This is a genomic window from Pseudarthrobacter sp. N5 (assembly GCF_050157035.1).
Taxonomy (GTDB): domain Bacteria; phylum Actinomycetota; class Actinomycetes; order Actinomycetales; family Micrococcaceae; genus Arthrobacter.
The window spans coordinates 3,986,299-4,008,499 of record NZ_CP189593.1 but is presented as its reverse complement, the minus strand read 5'-3'; the positions used below and the strand labels follow the sequence as shown (position 1 = coordinate 4,008,499).

Sequence of the window (22,201 nt, the reverse complement as noted above, 5' to 3'; positions counted from 1 at the left end):
ACACAAACGGGACTGCCCCGGGTTTGCTTGACTCCTGACTTGTGAGGTGAGCTGCCGCGAGGATTTCGGACAGCGGAATTAGTGAATTCTTCTACGCTGCCAGGGCTGGCTGTTGATAACCATAGTGGACTTCGTTAGGCCGTCGGTAACCGAGCGCTGAGTGTCGGCGCCGACTATTGTAAAATCCCTCGATGTAGCGGATAACGTCACTGCGTGCTTGTGATTTCGTGGCGTAAACGGTCCGGTAAACACGCTCGTTCTTGAGCATCGAGAAGAAAGATTCCGCCATACTGTTATCCCAACACACGCCCGTGCGGCCCATCGATGAGCGCATCCCCAGACTGGTCACCAAGGCCCGAAACCCGGCCGAGGTATACACGCTGCCGCGGTCCGAGTGCCAGATCGCGTCAGGCTCGATCAGGGTCGTTGCGGCGGCGTTGTTGAGGGCGTCCGCCACGAGTTCAGTGCGCATGTGATCGGCGATCGACCAGCCGACGACCTTCTTCGAGTAGCAGTCAATGACGGTGGCCAGGTAAATGAACCCCTGCCAGGTGTGGATGTAAGTGATGTCGCCGACGAACTTCACCCCGGGACGTGTGGCGGTGAAGTCACGCTTGACGAGGTCAGGCATGTTGGCCGCGGCCAACGCGTCGGCCTCGGTGGTCGCCCGGAATGGCCGCGGCTGGCAGGCCAGGAGGCCCTCCTGGCGCATGACCTGCCGCACAAGCTCGGGCGAACATTCAATCTGTTCCGCCGCGAGGTCGGCATGGATTCGGCGATACCCGTACGTTCCTTCGGACTCCTCAAAATAGTGCTGGATCCGCGCTATCAGTGCCTTGCGCCGGGTGGCAGTCGCCGATTGCGGGCGCGTCAGCCAGTGGTAGAAACCGGACGTTGAGACTCCCAACCAGCGGCACATTTTCACGACCGAATTCAGGTTGGCGGGCTCAGTCTTTTGGGAGTCGATGTATTCGTACTTGCTCACTACCGCTGCTCCCGCGCGAAGTAAGCGGCTGCTTTTTTCAGGAACAGAGTCTCCGCGCGCAGCTCCTGATTTTCCCTCTCGAGCTCCTTCAGGCGGGCCCGCTCCGAGACCGTCAGGTCCGTCTCAGTGCCGCCGTTGGCCTCGCGGTATTTGTTCAGCCAATTGCGCAGAGTCTCGGGGCCGACACCGTATGTGGTGGCAACGTCCTTGATGGGCTTGGACGTGTTGATCACCTCACGGCACAACTCGTCTTTGAACTCCTGGGTGAAACGCCGGCGTGCTGCAGTCATGCTGATCTCTACTTTCAGTAGACCCCCATTTTAAGAGGGCCCACTGTCCGAGAACTCCGCGGCAGCTCAAGGATCCAGTCCTTACAGCAAGGATGTTCAACATGCCCAAGCCTTTCCCCGCCGAGTTCCGCCGTGACGTGGTCTCGGTTGCACGCAAGCACGAAGCCCCGATCTCGCAGATCGCTAAAGACTTCGGGATTTCCGAAGCAACCCTGCATAACTGGCTCAAGAAGGCCGACATCGAGGACGGCGCCCGTCCCGGAGTGACGGAGAAGGAAGCGGCAGAGCTCAGGGATGCCAGGAAGCGGATCCGGCTGCTGGAACAGGAGAACGAGATCCTCCGGCGGGCCGCGGCCTTCTTCGCCCGGGAGCTGCCCCCAAAATGAAGTTCCCGCTGGTCCTTGACCTTGCCGCAGATGGTATTCCCGTCGCGGTGGCCTGCCGGGTGCTGGGGTTCTCCAAACAGGCCTTTTACGCATGGAAAGCCGCGCCCGTCACTGAGCGCGACTGGTCCGATGCCCACCTGATCAACGCGGCGCTGGACGTCCACCGGGACGATCCGGCGTTCGGGTACCGGTTCATCGCCGACGAGCTTGAGGGCCAGGGTTTCAGCGCCGGAGAGAACCGGGTGGCGCGGCTGTGCAGCAGCCAGCAGATCTGGTCCGTGTTCGCTAAGAAGCGCGGTCTGACCCGTAAGGCCGGCCCGCCCGTGCATGATGACCACGTTCGTCGGGAATTCACCGCGGCGGAACCGGATCGGCTATGGCTCACGGACATCACCGAGCACCGGACCGACGAGGGCAAGCTCTACCTGTGCGCCATCAAGGACGTCTATTCCAACCGGATCGTGGGCTACTCCATCGATTCCCGGATGAAGGCGTCCCTGGCCGTCTCGGCCCTCCACAACGCGATAGCGCTACGGGATCCGGAGGGAACGGTGGTTCATAGTGACCGCGGTTCCCAATTCCGCTCCAATGCCTTCGTGCGGACGTTGAAGAGCAACGGGTTGAAAGGATCGATGGGGCGGGTCGGGGCGTGCGCCGACAATGCCGCCATGGAGTCATTCTTCTCACTCCTGCAGAAGAATGTCCTGGATCGCCAGCGATGGTCCACGAGGGCGGATCTGCGCCTGGCCATCGTGACTTGGATCGAGAAAACGTACCACCGGAAACGCCGTCAGCGGCGCCTGGGGCGGCTAACCCCGGTCGAGTTTGAGACAATCAATACCGGCCTCAAAGCCGCCTAGCAACACTAAACCCCGAGAGTCAACGAATTCCGGGGCAGTCCCAACCGGCTCTTGGTGGTTTGAGCTGCCGCGGAGTTCTCGGACAGTGGGCCCTCTTAAAATGGGGGTCTACTGAAAGTAGAGATCAGCATGACTGCAGCACGCCGGCGTTTCACCCAGGAGTTCAAAGACGAGTTGTGCCGTGAGGTGATCAACACGTCCAAGCCCATCAAGGACGTTGCCACCACATACGGTGTCGGCCCCGAGACTCTGCGCAATTGGCTGAACAAATACCGCGAGGCCAACGGCGGCACTGAGACGGACCTGACGGTCTCGGAGCGGGCCCGCCTGAAGGAGCTCGAGAGGGAAAATCAGGAGCTGCGCGCGGAGACTCTGTTCCTGAAAAAAGCAGCCGCTTACTTCGCGCGGGAGCAGCGGTAGTGAGCAAGTACGAATACATCGACTCCCAAAAGACTGAGCCCGCCAACCTGAATTCGGTCGTGAAAATGTGCCGCTGGTTGGGAGTCTCAACGTCCGGTTTCTACCACTGGCTGACGCGCCCGCAATCGGCGACTGCCACCCGGCGCAAGGCACTGATAGCGCGGATCCAGCACTATTTTGAGGAGTCCGAAGGAACGTACGGGTATCGCCGAATCCATGCCGACCTCGCGGCGGAACAGATTGAATGTTCGCCCGAGCTTGTGCGGCAGGTCATGCGCCAGGAGGGCCTCCTGGCCTGCCAGCCGCGGCCATTCCGGGCGACCACCGAGGCCGACGCGTTGGCCGCGGCCAACATGCCTGACCTCGTCAAGCGTGACTTCACCGCCACACGTCCCGGGGTGAAGTTCGTCGGCGACATCACTTACATCCACACCTGGCAGGGGTTCATTTACCTGGCCACCGTCATTGACTGCTACTCGAAGAAGGTCGTCGGCTGGTCGATCGCCGATCACATGCGCACTGAACTCGTGGCGGACGCCCTCAACAACGCCGCCGCAACGACCCTGATCGAGCCTGACGCGATCTGGCACTCGGACCGCGGCAGCGTGTATACCTCGGCCGGGTTTCGGGCCTTGGTGACCAGTCTGGGGATGCGCTCATCGATGGGCCGCACGGGCGTGTGTTGGGATAACAGTATGGCGGAATCTTTCTTCTCGATGCTCAAGAACGAGCGTGTTTACCGGACCGTTTACGCCACGAAATCACAAGCACGCAGTGACGTTATCCGCTACATCGAGGGATTTTACAATAGTCGGCGCCGACACTCAGCGCTCGGTTACCGACGGCCTAACGAAGTCCACTATGGTTATCAACAGCCAGCCCTGGCAGCGTAGAAGAATTCACTAATTCCGCTGTCCGAAATCCTCGCGGCAGCTCAGTACCTCGAGGGTGTATTTGCTGGTGTCGTGTTGGGTGACGAGTATTCCGTGCCTGCGCTCCAGTGCGGCGGGTATCAGTTGGTTGACGGCGTCGGTGAGCTGGTCGTCTCTGCTTTGGGTCTGGCTGACGGCGATGTCGAGGCGGAACGGGGTGGTTTCGTCCACGGTGGTGTCCTTGTCTGGGGCGGGCTTCGCGGCCGCGGGTTAGTTCCGCGGGGAGGGTGTTGGCGTGTTGGTGCGGAAGGCGAGGATGCCGCCCTGGTTGTTGAACATTGACCGGCCCTTTCCGGCGGGTTGGATCAGCCACAGCGTGTTCCCGTCATGGGTGACGCCGTCGGCGAGTCCGCGGGCGATTTCCTGGTTGTCATTGCTGAGCTTGATCTCGTCGCGGGTCCGGATCCTTCTCCAGTCGCGGACGTATTCCTCGGTGGTCATGGTCCTCTTTTCTGTGGGTAGCGCACGGTGCAGGGATTCTTTTTTGCGCAGCTGCGTTGTGGTGGAAGCAATCGCGTAGTACAGGGCGGGCACCGTATCGGTAGTTTTTGGCCGACGCCTGGTCCTGGATGTGCTTCAACGTCTTGACGTAGATGTCTTGGCGTGGATATTGACGGGTTTCTGGGGGAACGTCCTTGTGTGCGTCCACGCAAGCCGTGCCCATGGAGAGTGGCTGGCCGGCCCGGCCGAAGGTCTGCTGCGCACCGGCAAGGGTCCGTGAGCGGTTAAGGATGAACGCTTTATGGTGCCGGCCTGGCCGGCGGGACGGTGGTTGCGCGGTTATGGTGCAGTCGGTGTTCTTGTGCTCCTTCATCGGCGTTGAGGGAAGCGGGCCGTGCGTGACTTCGCCACGGCCGTTCGAAGGTCCGACCCGGGGGTTTGGGCGATGGACAGGTCCGCCGTTAATCTGAGGGGCCCGAAGAGAGGTTCGATCGGCCTGCGTGGGGTAGCACGCAGGCCGATCGAGGGGTCACTGCTCGGTGGCGTTGGAACGCCTATGCCTGCTTAGGCCTGTTGTTGTGGGGGGATTGGATCATCCGTCGGCGCCGGCAGGGGTGGTCGTGATCGTGTAGCCTTCGAGTTTGTTCGCAACGTCTGCGTACTTGTTGGTGAACGTGCCGGGGATCTTGACCTTGGAAGTGTCGACGCCGATCGTCTTCTCCATGTCGAAGATCACCTTGGGGCCACCGGCGGGCATGATCCCGTCGGGCAGGAACTGAGCCTTGTCCTGATCCAGCGCGGACACGTATTGGTCCTTGCTGATGGTGCTGTTCTGAACGAAGGTGGTGGGCAGCTTGTCGGCGATTTCTGCTGCCGAGTGGCTGTTGATCCAATGCATGGTGTCCACCAGAGCGTTGACGACCTTCTGGACGGCGTCCTCGTGGGACTTCACCCAGTCCGTCTGGGCGAGCAGCCCGGCCGCGGGCCACGCTCCGCCCAGTGCCTTCGTGACACCGTCGGAGGTGGCCAGGTCGATCGCCGGAACAGCGAGGTTCTTGCTCTCGAGTGCACCCACGGTGGGCTGGGTGGTCATGACGCAGTCGGCGGTGCCGCGCTGGATGGCCGCGATCGCGGTCGATCCGGCGCCCACGGCGAGGGTGTGGTAGTCCTTTTTGGTGAGGCCTGCTTTGGATGCGAGGAACTGGGTCAGTATGTCGGTTCCGGAACCGAGGTCGGTGACCCCGATGGTCTTGTCTTTGAAGTCGGCTGCTGACTGGACGCCGCTGTTGGGGCCGCACATCACCCGTTCCCCTGGGGCGCCCGAGAGCTGAACGAGGTTGATCACGTTTTTGCCCTTGGCCTGGAAGTCGACGGTGTGGACATACCACGCACCGACCATGTCGACCTGTCCGGAGGCCATCGCGTCCTCGGCTCCGACGCCGCCGTGCTGCTCGGTCGAGAGTTCGACGTTGACTCCGTATTTCTTGTAGTAGCCCAGCTGTTCGGCGAGCTGGTAGGGCAGGTAGATCTGCTTGTCGATGCCGCCGATCATGATCGAGACGGTGGGCATGTCCGCGGCAGCACTGCCGCTTGCGGGGCTGCTTCCGCTGCCGCTTCCGGAGCTGGTGCCGCAGGCCGCGAGGCTAAGTGCGATCACTCCGGCAGCGCCGACGGCGTAGATCTTGTTCTTCATCATGGGTGTACGTTTCCTTTGTTTATGTTGAGGATCCGAGTGGTGGGTACGGGGAAGGAATGAGGGCGAGCCTCAGATGGCGTGTGCTTCAGAGCGGTTTGGCGGCCGCCATTTCAGCAGCGAGTCCTCCAGCAGGGAGATCAGGTATTCCGCGCCGAGGGTGACCACGGCGATGATCACCATGCAGGCGAAGACCGTGTCGGGATCGAAGGTCCCCTGCGCCTGACTGATGATCAGCCCGATTCCGTGCTGGGCGCCGAGCACTTCGGCGACGAGCGCGCCGATGATCGCGAAGCCGAACGCGCTGTGCAGGCTCGCGATGATCCACGTCATCGCCGACGGGATGGTCACGTGCGCTGCGACCTGAAGCGGCGATGCACCCAGTACGCGCACGTTCCCGACTAGGTTCTGGTCCACCTCGCGGACGCCCTGGAAGGCGTTGAAGAAGACGATGAAGAAGACCAGCACCGCCGCGAGGAGCACCTTCGGGAAGGTTCCGAGGCCGAACGCGACGATGAAGATCGATCCGAGCACGATCCTGGGGATTGAATTCACGATCCGGATGTACGGGCCGACGACGGCTGAGAGGTACTTGTTCGAGCCCAGGAGGATTCCGAGCAAGACCCCGACGAACGTGCCGAGCAGGAAGCCCATGAAGGCCTCCTGCACCGTGATCCAGAGGTTCTCCCAGATGCTGCCGAATGCCGTGCCCTCAGTGAAGAGCAGCACCAGGCTGTTCCAGATTCCGGATGGCTGGCCGAAGAAGAACTTGTCGACCCAGCCGACGGCCGTGAACCACTGCCAGCCCCCGATGACGATCACCGCCAGGGCGGCCCGCCCGATCCAGATCCACATCGTGCGCCGTTTCATGGCGCGCCGGGCGGAGTCCTGTTGCTCTGTGGGCTGCTCGTGTGTGAGTGCGCCGCGGTGGGTTGTCGTTGTCATGCTGCTGCACCTGCCGTTTGCTTGTAGGCCCGGGTGACCTCGTCTTTCAGGGATTCCCAGATCCGGCCCTGCAGTTCCAGGAAGCGCCCCTCGTGGCGGATCTGCTGGACATCGCCGCGCGGTCTGGGAAGATCGATGTCGAAGACATCCTTGATCGTGCCGGGGCTGCTGGTCATGATGACCACTTTGTCGGCGAGGGCCACGGCCTCGTCGAGGTCGTGGGTGATGAACAGGACCGAGGGGCGCAGTTCTTCCCAGAGCTGCAGCAGTTCGTTCTGCATGATCGCCTTGGTCTGCACGTCAAGGGCGCCGAAGGGCTCATCCATCAACAGGATCCGGGGGTTGTTGATCAGCGCCGCGGCCATGGCGACGCGCTTGCGCATGCCGCCGGACAACTGGTGCGGATAGCGGTCCTCGAAGCCGGCCAGGCCCACGCGGCGCAGCCAGTCCATGGCCAGCACGGTGGCTTCGCGCTTGGGCGTGCCGAGTAGGACCGGGCCGGTCAGCACGTTGCCCAGGACGGTCTTCCAAGGGAAGAGCGCGTCCGCTTGGAACATGTAGCTGACGCCCTTCGTGATGCCGTCCACGATCTGATCGTGGACGCTGACCGAGCCGGCGCTTGGCTGCTCCAGGCCCGAGACCTGGGCCAGCGTCGTGGACTTGCCGCAGCCCGTCGGTCCGACGATCGCGCAGAACTGGCCGGGTTCGACTTTAAGGTTCACGTCACGGATGGCGGTGAATATCTCGCCCTTGGGCGTGAGGTAACGCTTGGTCAACCCAACGATGTCGATACCCGCCGCATCCTCGGCTCTTTCGGGGGCCGCGGGCGGCCGGTGGTGATGGTTAGCATCCATGTGCTAAGGCCTCTCTGTCTTTCGGTTCATGTGAGCACTCGCTACCAGACGCGCCACTGAGGTGCGTCAGGGAATCGAGACGGTCCGGTGTTTCGTTCCGGTTCAACGGCATCGTGAAACTACGGTTTTGGTGGTGAATACGGTTTTGGTGGTGAAGCTGCCGCACGTTGCCAACGGAAGGCCCGCTCCATGACGGCCCTCCAGAATCGGGGGTGGCTTCCAGCAGCAAGGGGGGCCCGAACGCCGGCCGTGCGGCTGCTTCTTTGTCGTTCTGACACCGTTGTCACTCGAATCCCTTCCTTGCGTGATGTGGATCACGGAAACTATGTAAAGCTTAGAAAGTGATTGTTCGTGTCAGAAGACTTCAGTAAGATGTGCGCCTTAACAGCAAAAGTGCACGTTTTGTGCGTTTTCTGCACGAGGGTAAATGCCGAGCAACGGTGCGGATTCCGGTGAGCCGCGCGTCGGTGGCACCGCGCCTGCGGGCCGGCGGTCATTCCTTGACCCTGACCACCCAGATCCTCCTCGGCTCGCTCTCGCTGCTGCTGCTCACCGTCGTCCTGGGCGGCTTTCTGTTCACGCTGATCAGCAACCAGACCCTGGAGCGGCAGTACCAGCTGCGTGCCCTGGGCATCGCGACCACCACCGCGCAGATGCCGGAAATCCGCTCCGCCCTGGCGGCAGAGGATCCCAAGCACATCATCGACGGGCTCGCCCGGGAGATCACGGGCACCGCGCAGTCCGCCTACGTTGTGGTTACCGACCGCAACGGCATCCGGTTCTCCCACCCGGACCCGGCACTGATCGGGCACAAGCTGGAGGAACCCGTCGCCGCACTGGACGGCCAAACCCACGTGGGCTTCAACCAGGGCAGCCTGGGCAAGTCGGCCAACGCCAAGGCCCCGATCTTCGGGGCGGACGGCTCGGTGATAGGCCAAGTGTCGGTGGGCATCGAGGAGACCCAGGTGTTCGAGAACCAGGTCCAGAACATCTGGCTGATAACCGGGTTCTCGGCGCTGGTACTGGCCCTGGGCGTCGGCGTTTCGCTGTTGCTCTCCCGCCGGATCAAGCGTGTCACCTTCAACCTGGAGCCGGCCGAGATCGCTTCCCTGTTGCAAGAGCGTGAGGCGCTACTGCACGGGATCCGGGAGGCCGTCGTCGGCCTTGACGACGACGGGAGGGTCACGGTGATCAACGGGGAGGCCCGGCGGCTGCTCCAGATCGAGGGCGCGGCACTGGGAAAACCGGTTGCTGAGCTGATTCCGGACGGGCGGCTTCGGGACCTGCTCACCGGCAAGATCCCCGGCGCGGACCAGGTGGCGCTGACGGAGGACGCCCTGCTGGTGGTCAACCGCATGCCCGTCTCGAGCGCCGGGCGGAGCATCGGTTCCGTCGTCACCCTGCGGGACCGCACAGAGATCGAGAGCCTGGTCCGGGACCTGCACTCCGTACGGGGCCTGATGGAGGCAATGCGCGCCCTGGAGCACGAATACGCCAACCGGCTGCACATCGTCGGCGGGCTGCTGGAGATGGGGGACGTGGAGCAGGCCAAAAGCTACGTCTCGCAGGTATCCGCCATGTCCACGTCGCTGGGCGAAGGTCTGCGCGCAAGGATCGCGCCGCCGGAGCTGGCGGCCCTGCTGCTGGCCAAGATCACCGTTGCCGCCGAACAGGACGTACAAATCGAGGTGAGCCCTGAGTCCCGGCTGGACCACCCGCAGGTGGACCAGCCGGAACTGTTGACCGTCGTGGGCAACCTCTTGGACAACGCCGTGGACGCGCTGGCCAACACGCCCCGGCCGCGCACGGTCACGGTAGAGTTTGACGACGCCGACGGCGTTTTCGTCGCCGTGCGCGACAACGGCCCCGGCGTCCCGGCAGACAAGATCGACCAGGTGGTGGTGGACGGCTACTCCACCAAGGACCCGCGGCCGGGAATGCGGCGTGGAATCGGGCTGGCCCTGGTGGCGAGGATTGTGCACCGGGCCGGGGGAACCCTGGATGTGTTCCCGGGGCCCGGCGGTAATTTTGAGGTGTGGCTGCCGGCGAACCCGCACCACCGGACACGGACAGGAGGGGCGGGCATTGATCAAAACATTGGTGGTTGACGACGATTTCAGGGTCGCCGGAATCCACGCGGCCCGCGTGGCCAAGGTTGACGGCTTCGAATGCGTGGGCCAGGTGTACAGCGCCGCAGCAGCGCGCGAAGCAATCGCCCGTCTACACCCGGACCTGCTCTTGCTGGACGTGCACCTTCCCGACGAGGACGGGCTCTCCCTGCTGCGGTCCCTGCAGGCGGCCGGAACCCAGGTCGATTGCATCATTATCACTGCCGCCCAGGACCTGGCCACCGTAAAGTCAGCCATGAGCAGCGGCGCAGTCTATTACCTCGTCAAGCCCTTCAGCTCTGACCGGCTCCGCTCACAGCTGGAGGCATACCGGAGATGGCGGCAAGAGCTGGCGTCCGCATCAACCGCCAACCAGGCAACCGTCGACAGCCTCTACAACGCGCGCTCGGCCGGGATCAGGGCCGCCGCCCCGGCCCCGCGCCTGCAGCCCACCATGCAAAAAGCGCTCGACGCCGTCCGTGCCGCCGGCGGTCCCGTCAGCGCCGCGGAGATCTCCGAACGGCTCGGGATCAGCCGCCCGACCGCCCAGCGTTACCTCAGCGCACTCGAACGCAAGGGCCTTCTCATCCTGGACCTCACCTACGGCGGCACCGGCCGGCCGCTGAACACCTACACTGTCCCGCAGCCGTGAGCGGCGGGACAGATGTGTACTACTGATGTGAGACACCGTAGTCCACCTCAGGATGCCGTGCCGGCGCTCCTCCATGGCCCTGGTGCGGGCGCCCCCGACGGCGGTATCCAGTTCCTCATCCAGGAGGGCTGCGTTCTGGGCGCGGATTTCACGAACGAGGTCCGTTCTGGTTTTGATCATGGCATGGTCTGAGCTGCCGCGGAGTTCTCGGACAGTGGGCCCTCTTAAAATGGGGGTCTACTGAAAGTAGAGATCAGCATGACTGCAGCACGCCGGCGTTTCACCCAGGAGTTCAAAGACGAGTTGTGCCGTGAGGTGATCAACACGTCCAAGCCCATCAAGGACGTTGCCACCACATACGGTGTCGGCCCCGAGACTCTGCGCAATTGGCTGAACAAATACCGCGAGGCCAACGGCGGCACTGAGACGGACCTGACGGTCTCGGAGCGGGCCCGCCTGAAGGAGCTCGAGAGGGAAAATCAGGAGCTGCGCGCGGAGACTCTGTTCCTGAAAAAAGCAGCCGCTTACTTCGCGCGGGAGCAGCGGTAGTGAGCAAGTACGAATACATCGACTCCCAAAAGACTGAGCCCGCCAACCTGAATTCGGTCGTGAAAATGTGCCGCTGGTTGGGAGTCTCAACGTCCGGTTTCTACCACTGGCTGACGCGCCCGCAATCGGCGACTGCCACCCGGCGCAAGGCACTGATAGCGCGGATCCAGCACTATTTTGAGGAGTCCGAAGGAACGTACGGGTATCGCCGAATCCATGCCGACCTCGCGGCGGAACAGATTGAATGTTCGCCCGAGCTTGTGCGGCAGGTCATGCGCCAGGAGGGCCTCCTGGCCTGCCAGCCGCGGCCATTCCGGGCGACCACCGAGGCCGACGCGTTGGCCGCGGCCAACATGCCTGACCTCGTCAAGCGTGACTTCACCGCCACACGTCCCGGGGTGAAGTTCGTCGGCGACATCACTTACATCCACACCTGGCAGGGGTTCATTTACCTGGCCACCGTCATTGACTGCTACTCGAAGAAGGTCGTCGGCTGGTCGATCGCCGATCACATGCGCACTGAACTCGTGGCGGACGCCCTCAACAACGCCGCCGCAACGACCCTGATCGAGCCTGACGCGATCTGGCACTCGGACCGCGGCAGCGTGTATACCTCGGCCGGGTTTCGGGCCTTGGTGACCAGTCTGGGGATGCGCTCATCGATGGGCCGCACGGGCGTGTGTTGGGATAACAGTATGGCGGAATCTTTCTTCTCGATGCTCAAGAACGAGCGTGTTTACCGGACCGTTTACGCCACGAAATCACAAGCACGCAGTGACGTTATCCGCTACATCGAGGGATTTTACAATAGTCGGCGCCGACACTCAGCGCTCGGTTACCGACGGCCTAACGAAGTCCACTATGGTTATCAACAGCCAGCCCTGGCAGCGTAGAAGAATTCACTAATTCCGCTGTCCGAAATCCTCGCGGCAGCTCAGTGGCGCGGATGAGGATTTCTGGGGGTCTAGAACCGGACTACCGCTGCCCGCAGACGGGAGAGGAGTCTATTCTTACGCCTCGAGTAGCGATGTCCCCTTGTTGGTCCGCGAGAATGCGATCAGGCTTGACCTTGATCCGAAAGACCGCGGACGTGACTCGCGCCAGGGAAAGGATCGGCCGGCGGTTTCAGCCCGCAACGCCGCAGGCGAGGGCAGCCGACCGGGCGCTTGTCATTGCTGAACCAAAATCCTTTACTCTGCGCTGACAGCTAGCCACTCGGTCACTTCGGGCCATGCTGGGGCGAGCAATCACCGCAGACCATCGTGTGAGCCACTACACACCAACTACTCTTCCCTAATGATGGCTGTAGGGGGCCACGCTAACGCCGTTTTGGTGCGGGTTGGCGGGGTTTTTGGGGTGTGGGTGGGGGTGGGGTGGTGGATTTGCGTGGGGTGTTGGTGGGGTGTATTGTTTTCTAAGTCGCCGCGAGGGAGACCAGCGAGAAGCTGGGTCCCGGAGGTGGCCAATCCCTTTCTTTTATGGCCGGTTTCCGGTGGTGCTTTGTTGTGCTTCTGGTTGGTGGTGGGGATGGTTTGTCTGCTGGTGTGGTCCTGGGAACGGGATTTGCATCGGGTGGGGAAACCGGGTAAGTTTGTGAAGTTGCTCCGGAGCGATCCGGGACTGTGGTTTGGTCCTGGTGGTGCCGGGTGTGTCTGTTGTTTGAGAACTCAATAGTGTGCCAAGTTTGTTGATACCGGTTTATTTTATATGAATTGGTTGAATTTGCCGGATCCTGCCACCCCGTGGTTGGGGTCTGGTTTTTACAGCTGGTTTCAAATTTTGTGCAGTCGGCATGCCCCGTTTTCCCGGGGGTGTTGGTTGTGTCTGTTTTTGTTTTACTTCAACGGAGAGTTTGATCCTGGCTCAGGATGAACGCTGGCGGCGTGCTTTAACACATGCAAGTCGAACGATGAACCCCAGCTTGCTGGGGGGATTAGTGGCGAACGGGTGAGTAACACGTGAGTAACCTGCCCTTAACTCTGGGATAAGCCTGGGAAACTGGGTCTAATACCGGATATGACTCCTCATCGCATGGTGGGGGTGGAAAGCTTTTTGTGGTTTTGGATGGACTCGCGGCCTATCAGCTTGTTGGTGAGGTAATGGCTCACCAAGGCGACGACGGGTAGCCGGCCTGAGAGGGTGACCGGCCACACTGGGACTGAGACACGGCCCAGACTCCTACGGGAGGCAGCAGTGGGGAATATTGCACAATGGGCGCAAGCCTGATGCAGCGACGCCGCGTGAGGGATGACGGCCTTCGGGTTGTAAACCTCTTTCAGTAGGGAAGAAGCGAAAGTGACGGTACCTGCAGAAGAAGCGCCGGCTAACTACGTGCCAGCAGCCGCGGTAATACGTAGGGCGCAAGCGTTATCCGGAATTATTGGGCGTAAAGAGCTCGTAGGCGGTTTGTCGCGTCTGCCGTGAAAGTCCGGGGCTCAACTCCGGATCTGCGGTGGGTACGGGCAGACTAGAGTGATGTAGGGGAGACTGGAATTCCTGGTGTAGCGGTGAAATGCGCAGATATCAGGAGGAACACCGATGGCGAAGGCAGGTCTCTGGGCATTAACTGACGCTGAGGAGCGAAAGCATGGGGAGCGAACAGGATTAGATACCCTGGTAGTCCATGCCGTAAACGTTGGGCACTAGGTGTGGGGGACATTCCACGTTTTCCGCGCCGTAGCTAACGCATTAAGTGCCCCGCCTGGGGAGTACGGCCGCAAGGCTAAAACTCAAAGGAATTGACGGGGGCCCGCACAAGCGGCGGAGCATGCGGATTAATTCGATGCAACGCGAAGAACCTTACCAAGGCTTGACATGAACCGGAAATACCTGGAAACAGGTGCCCCGCTTGCGGTCGGTTTACAGGTGGTGCATGGTTGTCGTCAGCTCGTGTCGTGAGATGTTGGGTTAAGTCCCGCAACGAGCGCAACCCTCGTTCTATGTTGCCAGCGCGTTATGGCGGGGACTCATAGGAGACTGCCGGGGTCAACTCGGAGGAAGGTGGGGACGACGTCAAATCATCATGCCCCTTATGTCTTGGGCTTCACGCATGCTACAATGGCCGGTACAAAGGGTTGCGATACTGTGAGGTGGAGCTAATCCCAAAAAGCCGGTCTCAGTTCGGATTGGGGTCTGCAACTCGACCCCATGAAGTCGGAGTCGCTAGTAATCGCAGATCAGCAACGCTGCGGTGAATACGTTCCCGGGCCTTGTACACACCGCCCGTCAAGTCACGAAAGTTGGTAACACCCGAAGCCGGTGGCCTAACCCCTTGTGGGAGGGAGCTGTCGAAGGTGGGACTGGCGATTGGGACTAAGTCGTAACAAGGTAGCCGTACCGGAAGGTGCGGCTGGATCACCTCCTTTCTAAGGAGCACCTACAATGTCCTGTTCCCCGTGTATGCGGGGTGTGGGGGTTGTCAGGAGTACAGCCCGTTTCGCGGACGGAAGTTCCGCGGCGGGTGCTCATGGGTGGAATATCAGCAAATAGCGGTTGCCGGTTCTTTCCGGTGCCTAGTACGGTGTCTGTGTTTTCCTTCGGGAGGGTGCGGGTGCGTGGAACGGTGCCGGCGGGGGTTGGTGGTTTAGTGTTTGGCACACTGTTGGGTCCTGAGGCAACAGGGTCATGGCGTATGCCTGTATCTCCTTTTTGTGGGGGGTGCGGGTGTGTGGTGTGGGTTTGTTTGTTTCTGGTTTCCTGGCTGCAGCGATCATGCATGTGTCCCTTTCGGGGGTTGTGTGTGGGGTGTGTGGTTTGGGGTTGTTGTTTGAGAACTACATAGTGGACGCGAGCATCTTTTATAAGAAGCAATTTCCAAGAATATGAACCTGGATCTTATCTGTGCGTCGTGTGTCCTTTCGGGGGTGTGCGTTCGTGTGGGTATGTTTTCGTGGTTCTCTCGTGAATTAGTTTTTTTGATCTTTTGTGGTCAAGTTTTTAAGAGCACACGGTGGATGCCTTGGCATTAGGAGCCGAAGAAGGACGTAGGAATCTGCGATAAGCCTGGGGGAGTCGATAACCGGACTGTGATCCCAGGGTGTCCGAATGGGGAAACCCCGCCAGGGGCGCGAGCTGCCTGGTGACCCGCATCTGAACACATAGGGTGCGTGGGGGGAACGCGGGGAAGTGAAACATCTCAGTACCCGCAGGAAGAGAAAACAACAGTGATTCCGTCAGTAGTGGCGAGCGAACGCGGATCAGGCTAAACCGTTCCATGTGTGATAGCCGGCGGGCGTTGCATGGTCGGGGTTGTGGGACTTTCCGTTCTGTCTCTGCCGGGACAGTGAGGTGAGTAGTACAGGCATAGGTGAACGGTCTTGAAAGGCCGGCCAGAGAGGGTGTGAGCCCCGTAACCGAAATGTTGTGTACCGCCTGGAGAGTATCCCAAGTAGCACGGGGCCCGAGAAATCCCGTGTGAATCTGTCAGGACCACCTGATAAGCCTAAATACTCCCTAATGACCGATAGCGGACCAGTACCGTGAGGGAAAGGTGAAAAGTACCCCGGGAGGGGAGTGAAACAGTACCTGAAACCGTGTGCTTACAATCCGTCGGAGCCAGTCTGATTCTGGTGACGGCGTGCCTTTTGAAGAATGAGCCTGCGAGTTAGTGTTACGTCGCGAGGTTAACCCGTGTGGGGAAGCCGTAGCGAAAGCGAGTCTGAACAGGGCGTTGCAGTGGCGTGATCTAGACCCGAAGCGAAGTGATCTACCCATGGCCAGGTTGAAGCGACGGTAAGACGTCGTGGAGGACCGAACCCACTTCAGTTGAAAATGGAGGGGATGAGCTGTGGGTAGGGGTGAAAGGCCAATCAAACTTCGTGATAGCTGGTTCTCCCCGAAATGCATTTAGGTGCAGCGTTGCGTGTTTCTTACCGGAGGTAGAGCTACTGGATGGCTAATGGGCCCTACAAGGTTACTGACGTCAGCCAAACTCCGAATGCCGGTAAGTGAGAGCGCAGCAGTGAGACTGTGGGGGATAAGCTTCATAGTCGAGAGGGAAACAGCCCAGACCACCAACTAAGGCCCCTAAGCGTGTGCTAAGTGGGAAAGGATGTGGAGTTGCGAAGACAACCAGGAGGTTGGCTTAGAAGCAGCCATCCTTAAAAGAGTGCGTAATAGCTCACTGGTCAAGTGATTCCGCGCCGACAATGTAGCGGGGCTCAAGTACACCGCCGAAGTTGTGGATTTCAGATATTAGCTAAGCCGGAGACTTGTTCTTCTGGTTCAGGCGTCTGGAGTGGTAGGGGAGCGTCGTGTGGGCAGTGAAGTCGCGGTGTAAACCAGCGGTGGAGCCTACACGAGTGAGAATGCAGGCATGAGTAGCGAAAGACGGGTGAGAAACCCGTCCGCCGAATGATCAAGGGTTCCAGGGTCAAGCTAATCTGCCCTGGGTAAGTCGGGACCTAAGGCGAGGCCGACAGGCGTAGTCGATGGACAACGGGTTGATATTCCCGTACCGGCGAAAAACCGTCCATGCTGAACAGGGGATACTAACTGCCCGAGACCTGCCTGACCGTCCTTCGGGATGGAAGGGTTTTGGTGGAGCGCGGGACCTGATCCTGGGAGGTAAGCGTATTAACAGGTGTGACGCAGGAAGGTAGCTGAGCCGGGCGATGGTAGTCCCGGTCCAAGGATGTAGGGCGAACGGTAGGCAAATCCGCTGTTCATGATGCCTGAGACCCGATGGGACTCCCGTAAGGGGGGATTCAGTGATCCTATGCTGCCTAGAAAAGCATCGACGCGAGGTTTTAGCCGCCCGTACCCCAAACCGACACAGGTGATCAGGTAGAGAATACTAAGGCGATCGAGAGAATTATGGTTAAGGAACTCGGCAAAATGCCCCCGTAACTTCGGGAGAAGGGGGCCCCCATCGTGAACCACACTTGCTGTGGGGAGCGTGCAGGGGCCGCAGAGACCAGGGGGAAGCGACTGTTTACTAAAAACACAGGTCCGTGCGAAGTCGCAAGACGATGTATACGGACTGACTCCTGCCCGGTGCTGGAAGGTTAAGAGGACCGGTTAGCCGCAAGGCGAAGCTGAGAATTCAAGCCCCAGTAAACGGCGGTGGTAACTATAACCATCCTAAGGTAGCGAAATTCCTTGTCGGGTAAGTTCCGACCTGCACGAATGGAGTAACGACTTCCCCGCTGTCTCAACCATAAACTCGGCGAAATTGCAGTACGAGTAAAGATGCTCGTTACGCGCAGCAGGACGGAAAGACCCCGAGACCTTTACTATAGTTTGGTATTGGTGTTCGGAGTGGCTTGTGTAGGATAGGTGGGAGACGTTGAAGCCCGGACGCCAGTTCGGGTGGAGTCATCGTTGAAATACCACTCTGGTCACTTTGGACATCTAACTTCGGCCCGTAATCCGGGTCAGGGACAGTGCCTGATGGGTAGTTTAACTGGGGCGGTTGCCTCCTAAAAAGTAACGGAGGCGCCCAAAGGTTCCCTCAGCCTGGTTGGCAATCAGGTGTCGAGTGTAAGTGCACAAGGGAGCTTGACTGTGAGAGAGACATCTCAAGCAGGGACGAAAGTCGGGACTAGTGATCCGGCGGTACATTGTGGAATGGCCGTCGCTCAACGGATAAAAGGTACCTCGGGGATAACAGGCTGATCTTGCCCAAGAGTCCATATCGACGGCATGGTTTGGCACCTCGATGTCGGCTCGTCGCATCCTGGGGCTGGAGTAGGTCCCAAGGGTTGGGCTGTTCGCCCATTAAAGCGGTACGCGAGCTGGGTTTAGAACGTCGTGAGACAGTTCGGTCCCTATCCGCTGCGCGCGCAGGAAATTTGAGAAGGGCTGTCCTTAGTACGAGAGGACCGGGACGGACGAACCTCTGGTGTGTCAGTTGTACTGCCAAGTGCACCGCTGATTAGCTACGTTCGGATGGGATAACCGCTGAAAGCATCTAAGCGGGAAGCCCGCTTCGAGATGAGATTTCCATACACCTTGTGTGTGAGAGGCCCCCAGCCAGACCACTGGGTTGATAGGCCGGATGTGGAAGCGAGGACTAACGACTCGTGAAGCTGACCGGTACTAATAGGCCGATAACTTACACCACACACCATTGGTGAACGGATTCAAAAGACGTTCACATCAACAACGGTACAAAGAAACAAGACTGCTTGCGTCCACTATGTGGTTCCCAAACAACAAACCCGTACCCACGGCAGCGTTGTTCCAGGGAACAAAAACACCACACAACTACATAACACCACCACACCCGGCCCAGGCCCGGAACGGTGGAACCACAGAAGTTGTAACCACAGACTTCCCACCCCGCACCCCTCACAGGGAAACGGGGACGGGACAAAGGGTTACGGCGGTCACAGCGTGGGGGAAACGCCCGGTCCCATTCCGAACCCGGAAGCTAAGACCCACAGCGCCGATGGTACTGCACCCGGGAGGGTGTGGGAGAGTAGGACACCGCCGGACAACCATTAAGGCCAGGCCCCGACACACGTCGGGGCCTGACCCCTTTAACAGGCTCTTCGTGGTTCGTGGGGAAAGTGATTCCCGGGTGAGTGTCATGCCGCCGTCCGGACGGCACTTCTCAAGAGGATAACCGATTTGTAATTGGCGGCGTTGCGATAGCCGCGCGCGGTGCGTTTGATATTTTTTATCGCCGTGTTGTTGGCCTCGACCTTGCCCGTCGTGGCGCCGGTGATGATGAGTACTTCGATTTCCGCCCACCACCGGCAGATCGTGCGGTAGAGCCTGTTCGTCTCGGGCCTGCCGGCTGCTTTGACCAGGATCTCGAGTTCGTCCTTGGCGGCTGCGGCCTCTTCGAGCGACGCGGTCCGCAGCAGGGCCCTGAGCTGTTCCTTCACGTTCCAGACAGCCTGCAGCGTTCCGGTGGGATCGTCGGCTGCGAACACTTCTTCCAGCCGGTGAGCTGCCCTCCCGGAGAGGGTGTCTGAGCTGCCGCGGAGTTCTCGGACAGTGGGCCCTCTTAAAATGGGGGTCTACTGAAAGTAGAGATCAGCATGACTGCAGCACGCCGGCGTTTCACCCAGGAGTTCAAAGACGAGTTGTGCCGTGAGGTGATCAACACGTCCAAGCCCATCAAGGACGTTGCCACCACATACGGTGTCGGCCCCGAGACTCTGCGCAATTGGCTGAACAAATACCGCGAGGCCAACGGCGGCACTGAGACGGACCTGACGGTCTCGGAGCGGGCCCGCCTGAAGGAGCTCGAGAGGGAAAATCAGGAGCTGCGCGCGGAGACTCTGTTCCTGAAAAAAGCAGCCGCTTACTTCGCGCGGGAGCAGCGGTAGTGAGCAAGTACGAATACATCGACTCCCAAAAGACTGAGCCCGCCAACCTGAATTCGGTCGTGAAAATGTGCCGCTGGTTGGGAGTCTCAACGTCCGGTTTCTACCACTGGCTGACGCGCCCGCAATCGGCGACTGCCACCCGGCGCAAGGCACTGATAGCGCGGATCCAGCACTATTTTGAGGAGTCCGAAGGAACGTACGGGTATCGCCGAATCCATGCCGACCTCGCGGCGGAACAGATTGAATGTTCGCCCGAGCTTGTGCGGCAGGTCATGCGCCAGGAGGGCCTCCTGGCCTGCCAGCCGCGGCCATTCCGGGCGACCACCGAGGCCGACGCGTTGGCCGCGGCCAACATGCCTGACCTCGTCAAGCGTGACTTCACCGCCACACGTCCCGGGGTGAAGTTCGTCGGCGACATCACTTACATCCACACCTGGCAGGGGTTCATTTACCTGGCCACCGTCATTGACTGCTACTCGAAGAAGGTCGTCGGCTGGTCGATCGCCGATCACATGCGCACTGAACTCGTGGCGGACGCCCTCAACAACGCCGCCGCAACGACCCTGATCGAGCCTGACGCGATCTGGCACTCGGACCGCGGCAGCGTGTATACCTCGGCCGGGTTTCGGGCCTTGGTGACCAGTCTGGGGATGCGCTCATCGATGGGCCGCACGGGCGTGTGTTGGGATAACAGTATGGCGGAATCTTTCTTCTCGATGCTCAAGAACGAGCGTGTTTACCGGACCGTTTACGCCACGAAATCACAAGCACGCAGTGACGTTATCCGCTACATCGAGGGATTTTACAATAGTCGGCGCCGACACTCAGCGCTCGGTTACCGACGGCCTAACGAAGTCCACTATGGTTATCAACAGCCAGCCCTGGCAGCGTAGAAGAATTCACTAATTCCGCTGTCCGAAATCCTCGCGGCAGCTCAGTCGCCTGCCCGCAGGAGCAGCATGCGGTGGGCCCAAGCCTTGTCGACGGCCCTGCCGCGCCTGCCCTTGACCTGCTGGGATAGGTTCTGCCGGGCCTCGGTCATGGCCTGGTTGGCCAGCGAGACCAGATGGAAATGATCCACCGCGACCGCGGTGCGCGGCAGCCACATCCGCAACGCCTTCCTGAACGCCGCGGACGGGTCGATCGCCACGACCTGCATCCCAAGCCGCCAGTGAAGCGGCCGGGCGAACAGCCACTCCCCGACACCCTTGTGGTCCCGCCCGTCCACGATGCCCAGGACCTGGCCGGTATCCAGGTCCACGATGGTTGTCATCCAGGGCTCGAACCGTGTCCACGACTTTGATTCCGGGTCCTGGAAGTAGCGCACCGAGCGGAACCGGTGTTCATCGATGCCCAGCATTCGGGGGCTGAGCTTGTCCACGTCGGGCAACTGCAGCATGCATGCTTCGTTGACGGCGGCACGGACCATCCACCACGACACCGCGAAGCCGGCCGCGGTCTCCGAGAAGGCACGGCCCGAACGGATGACCGCGTCCACAAGCTGGTCCCGGAGCCGGCCGGTCGAGCGGGCACCGCGCGGGACCTCGACGGTGGCTTCGAAGAACGTCCTGCGGGCGCATTCGGATTCATCGCAGAAATACCGGCGCTTGGACCAGATGACCTCCACCGGCCCGGCGACGGGAATGTCGCGGACCCCCTGGAGGCGCCGTGAGTGCCGGCGTGTGCCGATCACACCGCAGTCCGGGCACCCCGATTCGACGACGCTCTCGACCAGGATTCTGCGCTGGCCGAAGCCCGGAATCTCGGTTGAAAGAACGCGGTAGTCCGGCAGGTTGAAGATGGCGGTGGCAGCGTCAGGGCCCCGGGAACTAAGCTCGGTCAAGGCTCGTAGTCCTGTCATCGAAGAATGCGTCAAGAACATCCATCACCACAGGGCTACGGGCCCTTCTCGTCTAAAGACACGACCCCGAATTCACCACGAACCGCGGAGAGCCCTTTAACAACCACCCACACACCAACACCCCACACAAACCCGCCACAGTTACAGAGACGCAAACCACTCAGCCGGGACCCTGGACGTTTCGTGGGGAAATTGGCTTCCGGGATGAGTGGCATGCCACCGGATGCAGCATGATCAAACGCGCAGGTTGACCGCGCAGCGTCTGACGGTGGAACCAGCCGCACCCAGCAGACCGCAGTCGTCCCTCACTGCGCTCCCTGACGATGCCTGAACCGGCCGATCCGGCAACTGCACGTGACCGTAGTTCAGGGAACCGGCGGAGCGACTTTGCAGCATGAGGCGGGCCGCAGAAACTGTGCGACGGAAGGGACCAGCGTCCGCTATGGGCGAAATTTGGGGCGAATCCTCCGAAATTCTCGTGATTTTGGTCAAAAAGTCGCGGAAACACGCGGAATTTGCCGCCCCGGTCCGTGCAAGCTGGTAAGTTTTCGAGCAGTGGCTTGTGCGCATGCCGCGTTCAGGCTCCAGAAATCATGACCGTCCAGGAGGACATAAATGGCTAAGAACCGTAGTGAACTTGTTGCAGAGGTAGCAGGCAAGGCCGGCACCAGCCAGGCAGCCGTCAACTCCGTGCTCGATGCACTGTTCGAAGTTTTCGAGACTTCTGTCGCCGCGGGCGAGAAGATCACCATCCCGGGCTGGCTGGCAGTTGAGCGCACCGACCGTGCGGCCCGCACCGGCCGCAACCCGCAGACCGGCGAGACCATTCAGATTGCAGCAGGCCACAGCGTGAAGCTGACCGCCGGCTCCAAGCTGAAGGCTGCTGTCGCCAAGAAGAAGTAGTCTTCTTCACCACGGCTTGCAAGGAGCGGCAACCTTGGGGTTG

General features: G+C 60.6%; 15 protein-coding genes and 3 rRNA genes. 10 read left to right on the top strand and 8 right to left on the bottom strand.

The window, feature by feature from the left end:
* Nucleotides 1-91 precede the first annotated feature (91 nt).
* Nucleotides 92-1,275, bottom strand: a protein-coding gene (locus tag ACQCST_RS19240) for an IS3 family transposase (protein WP_426995638.1) whose coding sequence is annotated in 2 segments (ribosomal slippage) — nt 92-1,014 and nt 1,014-1,275 — 1,185 coding nt in all. Because the reading frame shifts where the segments join, the coding sequence is not laid out codon by codon here.
* A gap of 101 nt (nt 1,276-1,376) precedes the next feature.
* Here ACQCST_RS19240 and ACQCST_RS19235 point away from each other — a divergent pair.
* Together ACQCST_RS19235 and ACQCST_RS19230 are read left to right on the top strand one after the other, a co-directional pair.
* Nucleotides 1,377-2,521 (top strand): IS3 family transposase gene (locus tag ACQCST_RS19235; protein ID WP_426995994.1). Its coding sequence is split into 2 segments (ribosomal slippage): nt 1,377-1,650 and nt 1,650-2,521, totalling 1,146 coding nucleotides; the frame shifts between segments, so codons are not numbered across the junction.
* Nucleotides 2,522-2,650: 129 nt separating this feature from the next.
* A protein-coding gene (locus ACQCST_RS19230; RefSeq protein WP_426995638.1) for an IS3 family transposase occupies nt 2,651-3,834 on the top strand; the annotation gives its coding sequence in 2 pieces (ribosomal slippage) (nt 2,651-2,912 and nt 2,912-3,834; 1,185 coding nt in all).
* Nucleotides 3,835-3,843: 9 nt separating this feature from the next.
* Here the strand turns inward: ACQCST_RS19230 and ACQCST_RS19225 are convergent.
* The 5 genes from ACQCST_RS19225 to ACQCST_RS19205 all read right to left on the bottom strand — a co-directional run bounded on the left by ACQCST_RS19225 (nt 3,844) and on the right by ACQCST_RS19205 (nt 7,806).
* Nucleotides 3,844-4,044: a hypothetical protein gene (locus tag ACQCST_RS19225; RefSeq protein ID WP_426997347.1), complete on the bottom strand. Its 201-nt coding sequence runs from the start codon at nt 4,042-4,044 to the stop codon at nt 3,844-3,846.
* Nucleotides 4,045-4,083: 39 nt separating this feature from the next.
* Nucleotides 4,084-4,407: a hypothetical protein gene (locus ACQCST_RS19220; protein WP_426997346.1), complete on the bottom strand. Its 324-nt coding sequence runs from the start codon at nt 4,405-4,407 to the stop codon at nt 4,084-4,086.
* 499 nt (nt 4,408-4,906) lie between these two features.
* The gene (locus ACQCST_RS19215; protein ID WP_426997345.1) at nt 4,907-6,010 is read right to left on the bottom strand and encodes an ABC transporter substrate-binding protein; all 1,104 of its coding nucleotides are present in this window, start codon (nt 6,008-6,010) and stop codon (nt 4,907-4,909) included.
* A gap of 69 nt (nt 6,011-6,079) precedes the next feature.
* Nucleotides 6,080-6,952, bottom strand: coding sequence for an ABC transporter permease (locus tag ACQCST_RS19210; RefSeq protein WP_426997344.1), 873 nt, complete (start codon nt 6,950-6,952; stop codon nt 6,080-6,082).
* Nucleotides 6,949-7,806 carry an ABC transporter ATP-binding protein gene (locus tag ACQCST_RS19205; RefSeq protein WP_426997343.1) on the bottom strand — a complete coding sequence of 286 codons (858 nt, stop codon included), beginning with the start codon at nt 7,804-7,806 and terminating at the stop codon, nt 6,949-6,951. Before ACQCST_RS19205 ends, ACQCST_RS19210 begins: the two co-directional genes overlap by 4 nt.
* 452 nt (nt 7,807-8,258) lie before the next feature.
* Between ACQCST_RS19205 and ACQCST_RS19200 the strand changes: the two genes are divergently transcribed.
* From ACQCST_RS19200 to rrf, 6 genes are all read left to right on the top strand, one after another.
* Nucleotides 8,259-9,914 carry an ATP-binding protein gene (locus ACQCST_RS19200; RefSeq protein ID WP_426997342.1) on the top strand — a complete coding sequence of 552 codons (1,656 nt, stop codon included), beginning with the start codon at nt 8,259-8,261 and terminating at the stop codon, nt 9,912-9,914.
* Nucleotides 9,892-10,566 carry a response regulator gene (locus ACQCST_RS19195; protein ID WP_426997341.1) on the top strand — a complete coding sequence of 225 codons (675 nt, stop codon included), beginning with the start codon at nt 9,892-9,894 and terminating at the stop codon, nt 10,564-10,566. Before ACQCST_RS19200 ends, ACQCST_RS19195 begins: the two co-directional genes overlap by 23 nt.
* A gap of 258 nt (nt 10,567-10,824) precedes the next feature.
* A protein-coding gene (locus tag ACQCST_RS19190) for an IS3 family transposase (RefSeq protein ID WP_426995638.1) occupies nt 10,825-12,008 on the top strand; the annotation gives its coding sequence in 2 pieces (ribosomal slippage) (nt 10,825-11,086 and nt 11,086-12,008; 1,185 coding nt in all).
* Between the two features lie 947 nt (nt 12,009-12,955).
* A 16S ribosomal RNA gene (locus ACQCST_RS19185) occupies nt 12,956-14,480 on the top strand.
* A 561-nt stretch (nt 14,481-15,041) separates the two neighbouring features.
* Nucleotides 15,042-18,178: ribosomal RNA gene (locus ACQCST_RS19180) — 23S ribosomal RNA — on the top strand.
* Nucleotides 18,179-18,435: 257 nt separating this feature from the next.
* A 5S ribosomal RNA gene (gene rrf, locus ACQCST_RS19175) occupies nt 18,436-18,552 on the top strand.
* The 16S, 23S and 5S rRNA genes sit together here, the layout of an rRNA operon.
* 92 nt (nt 18,553-18,644) lie before the next feature.
* On the opposite strand, the gene ACQCST_RS19170 is transcribed toward rrf, so the two are convergent.
* Nucleotides 18,645-19,076: a transposase gene (locus ACQCST_RS19170; protein WP_426999220.1), complete on the bottom strand. Its 432-nt coding sequence runs from the start codon at nt 19,074-19,076 to the stop codon at nt 18,645-18,647.
* 27 nt (nt 19,077-19,103) lie between these two features.
* On the opposite strand from ACQCST_RS19170, the gene ACQCST_RS19165 reads away from it, so the two are divergent.
* Nucleotides 19,104-20,287 (top strand): IS3 family transposase gene (locus ACQCST_RS19165; RefSeq protein ID WP_426995638.1). Its coding sequence is split into 2 segments (ribosomal slippage): nt 19,104-19,365 and nt 19,365-20,287, totalling 1,185 coding nucleotides; the frame shifts between segments, so codons are not numbered across the junction.
* 41 nt (nt 20,288-20,328) lie between these two features.
* Here the strand turns inward: ACQCST_RS19165 and ACQCST_RS19160 are convergent.
* Nucleotides 20,329-21,237: a transposase gene (locus tag ACQCST_RS19160; RefSeq protein WP_426997340.1), complete on the bottom strand. Its 909-nt coding sequence runs from the start codon at nt 21,235-21,237 to the stop codon at nt 20,329-20,331.
* A 633-nt stretch (nt 21,238-21,870) separates the two neighbouring features.
* Here ACQCST_RS19160 and ACQCST_RS19155 point away from each other — a divergent pair.
* Nucleotides 21,871-22,158 (top strand): HU family DNA-binding protein, encoded by a 288-nt coding sequence (locus ACQCST_RS19155; RefSeq protein WP_011776355.1) that lies wholly within the window; start codon nt 21,871-21,873, stop codon nt 22,156-22,158.
* Nucleotides 22,159-22,201: the final 43 nt, after the last annotated feature.

Excerpts from the sequence above, each read along its gene's own strand:
- ACQCST_RS19215 (WP_426997345.1), bottom strand. The coding sequence starts at position 6,010 with ATGATGAAGAACAAGATCTACGCCGTCGGCGCTGCCGGAGTGATCGCA.
- ACQCST_RS19210 (WP_426997344.1), bottom strand. The coding sequence starts at position 6,952 with ATGACAACGACAACCCACCGCGGCGCACTCACACACGAGCAGCCCACA.
- ACQCST_RS19205 (WP_426997343.1), bottom strand. The coding sequence starts at position 7,806 with ATGGATGCTAACCATCACCACCGGCCGCCCGCGGCCCCCGAAAGAGCC.
- ACQCST_RS19155 (WP_011776355.1), top strand. The coding sequence starts at position 21,871 with ATGGCTAAGAACCGTAGTGAACTTGTTGCAGAGGTAGCAGGCAAGGCC.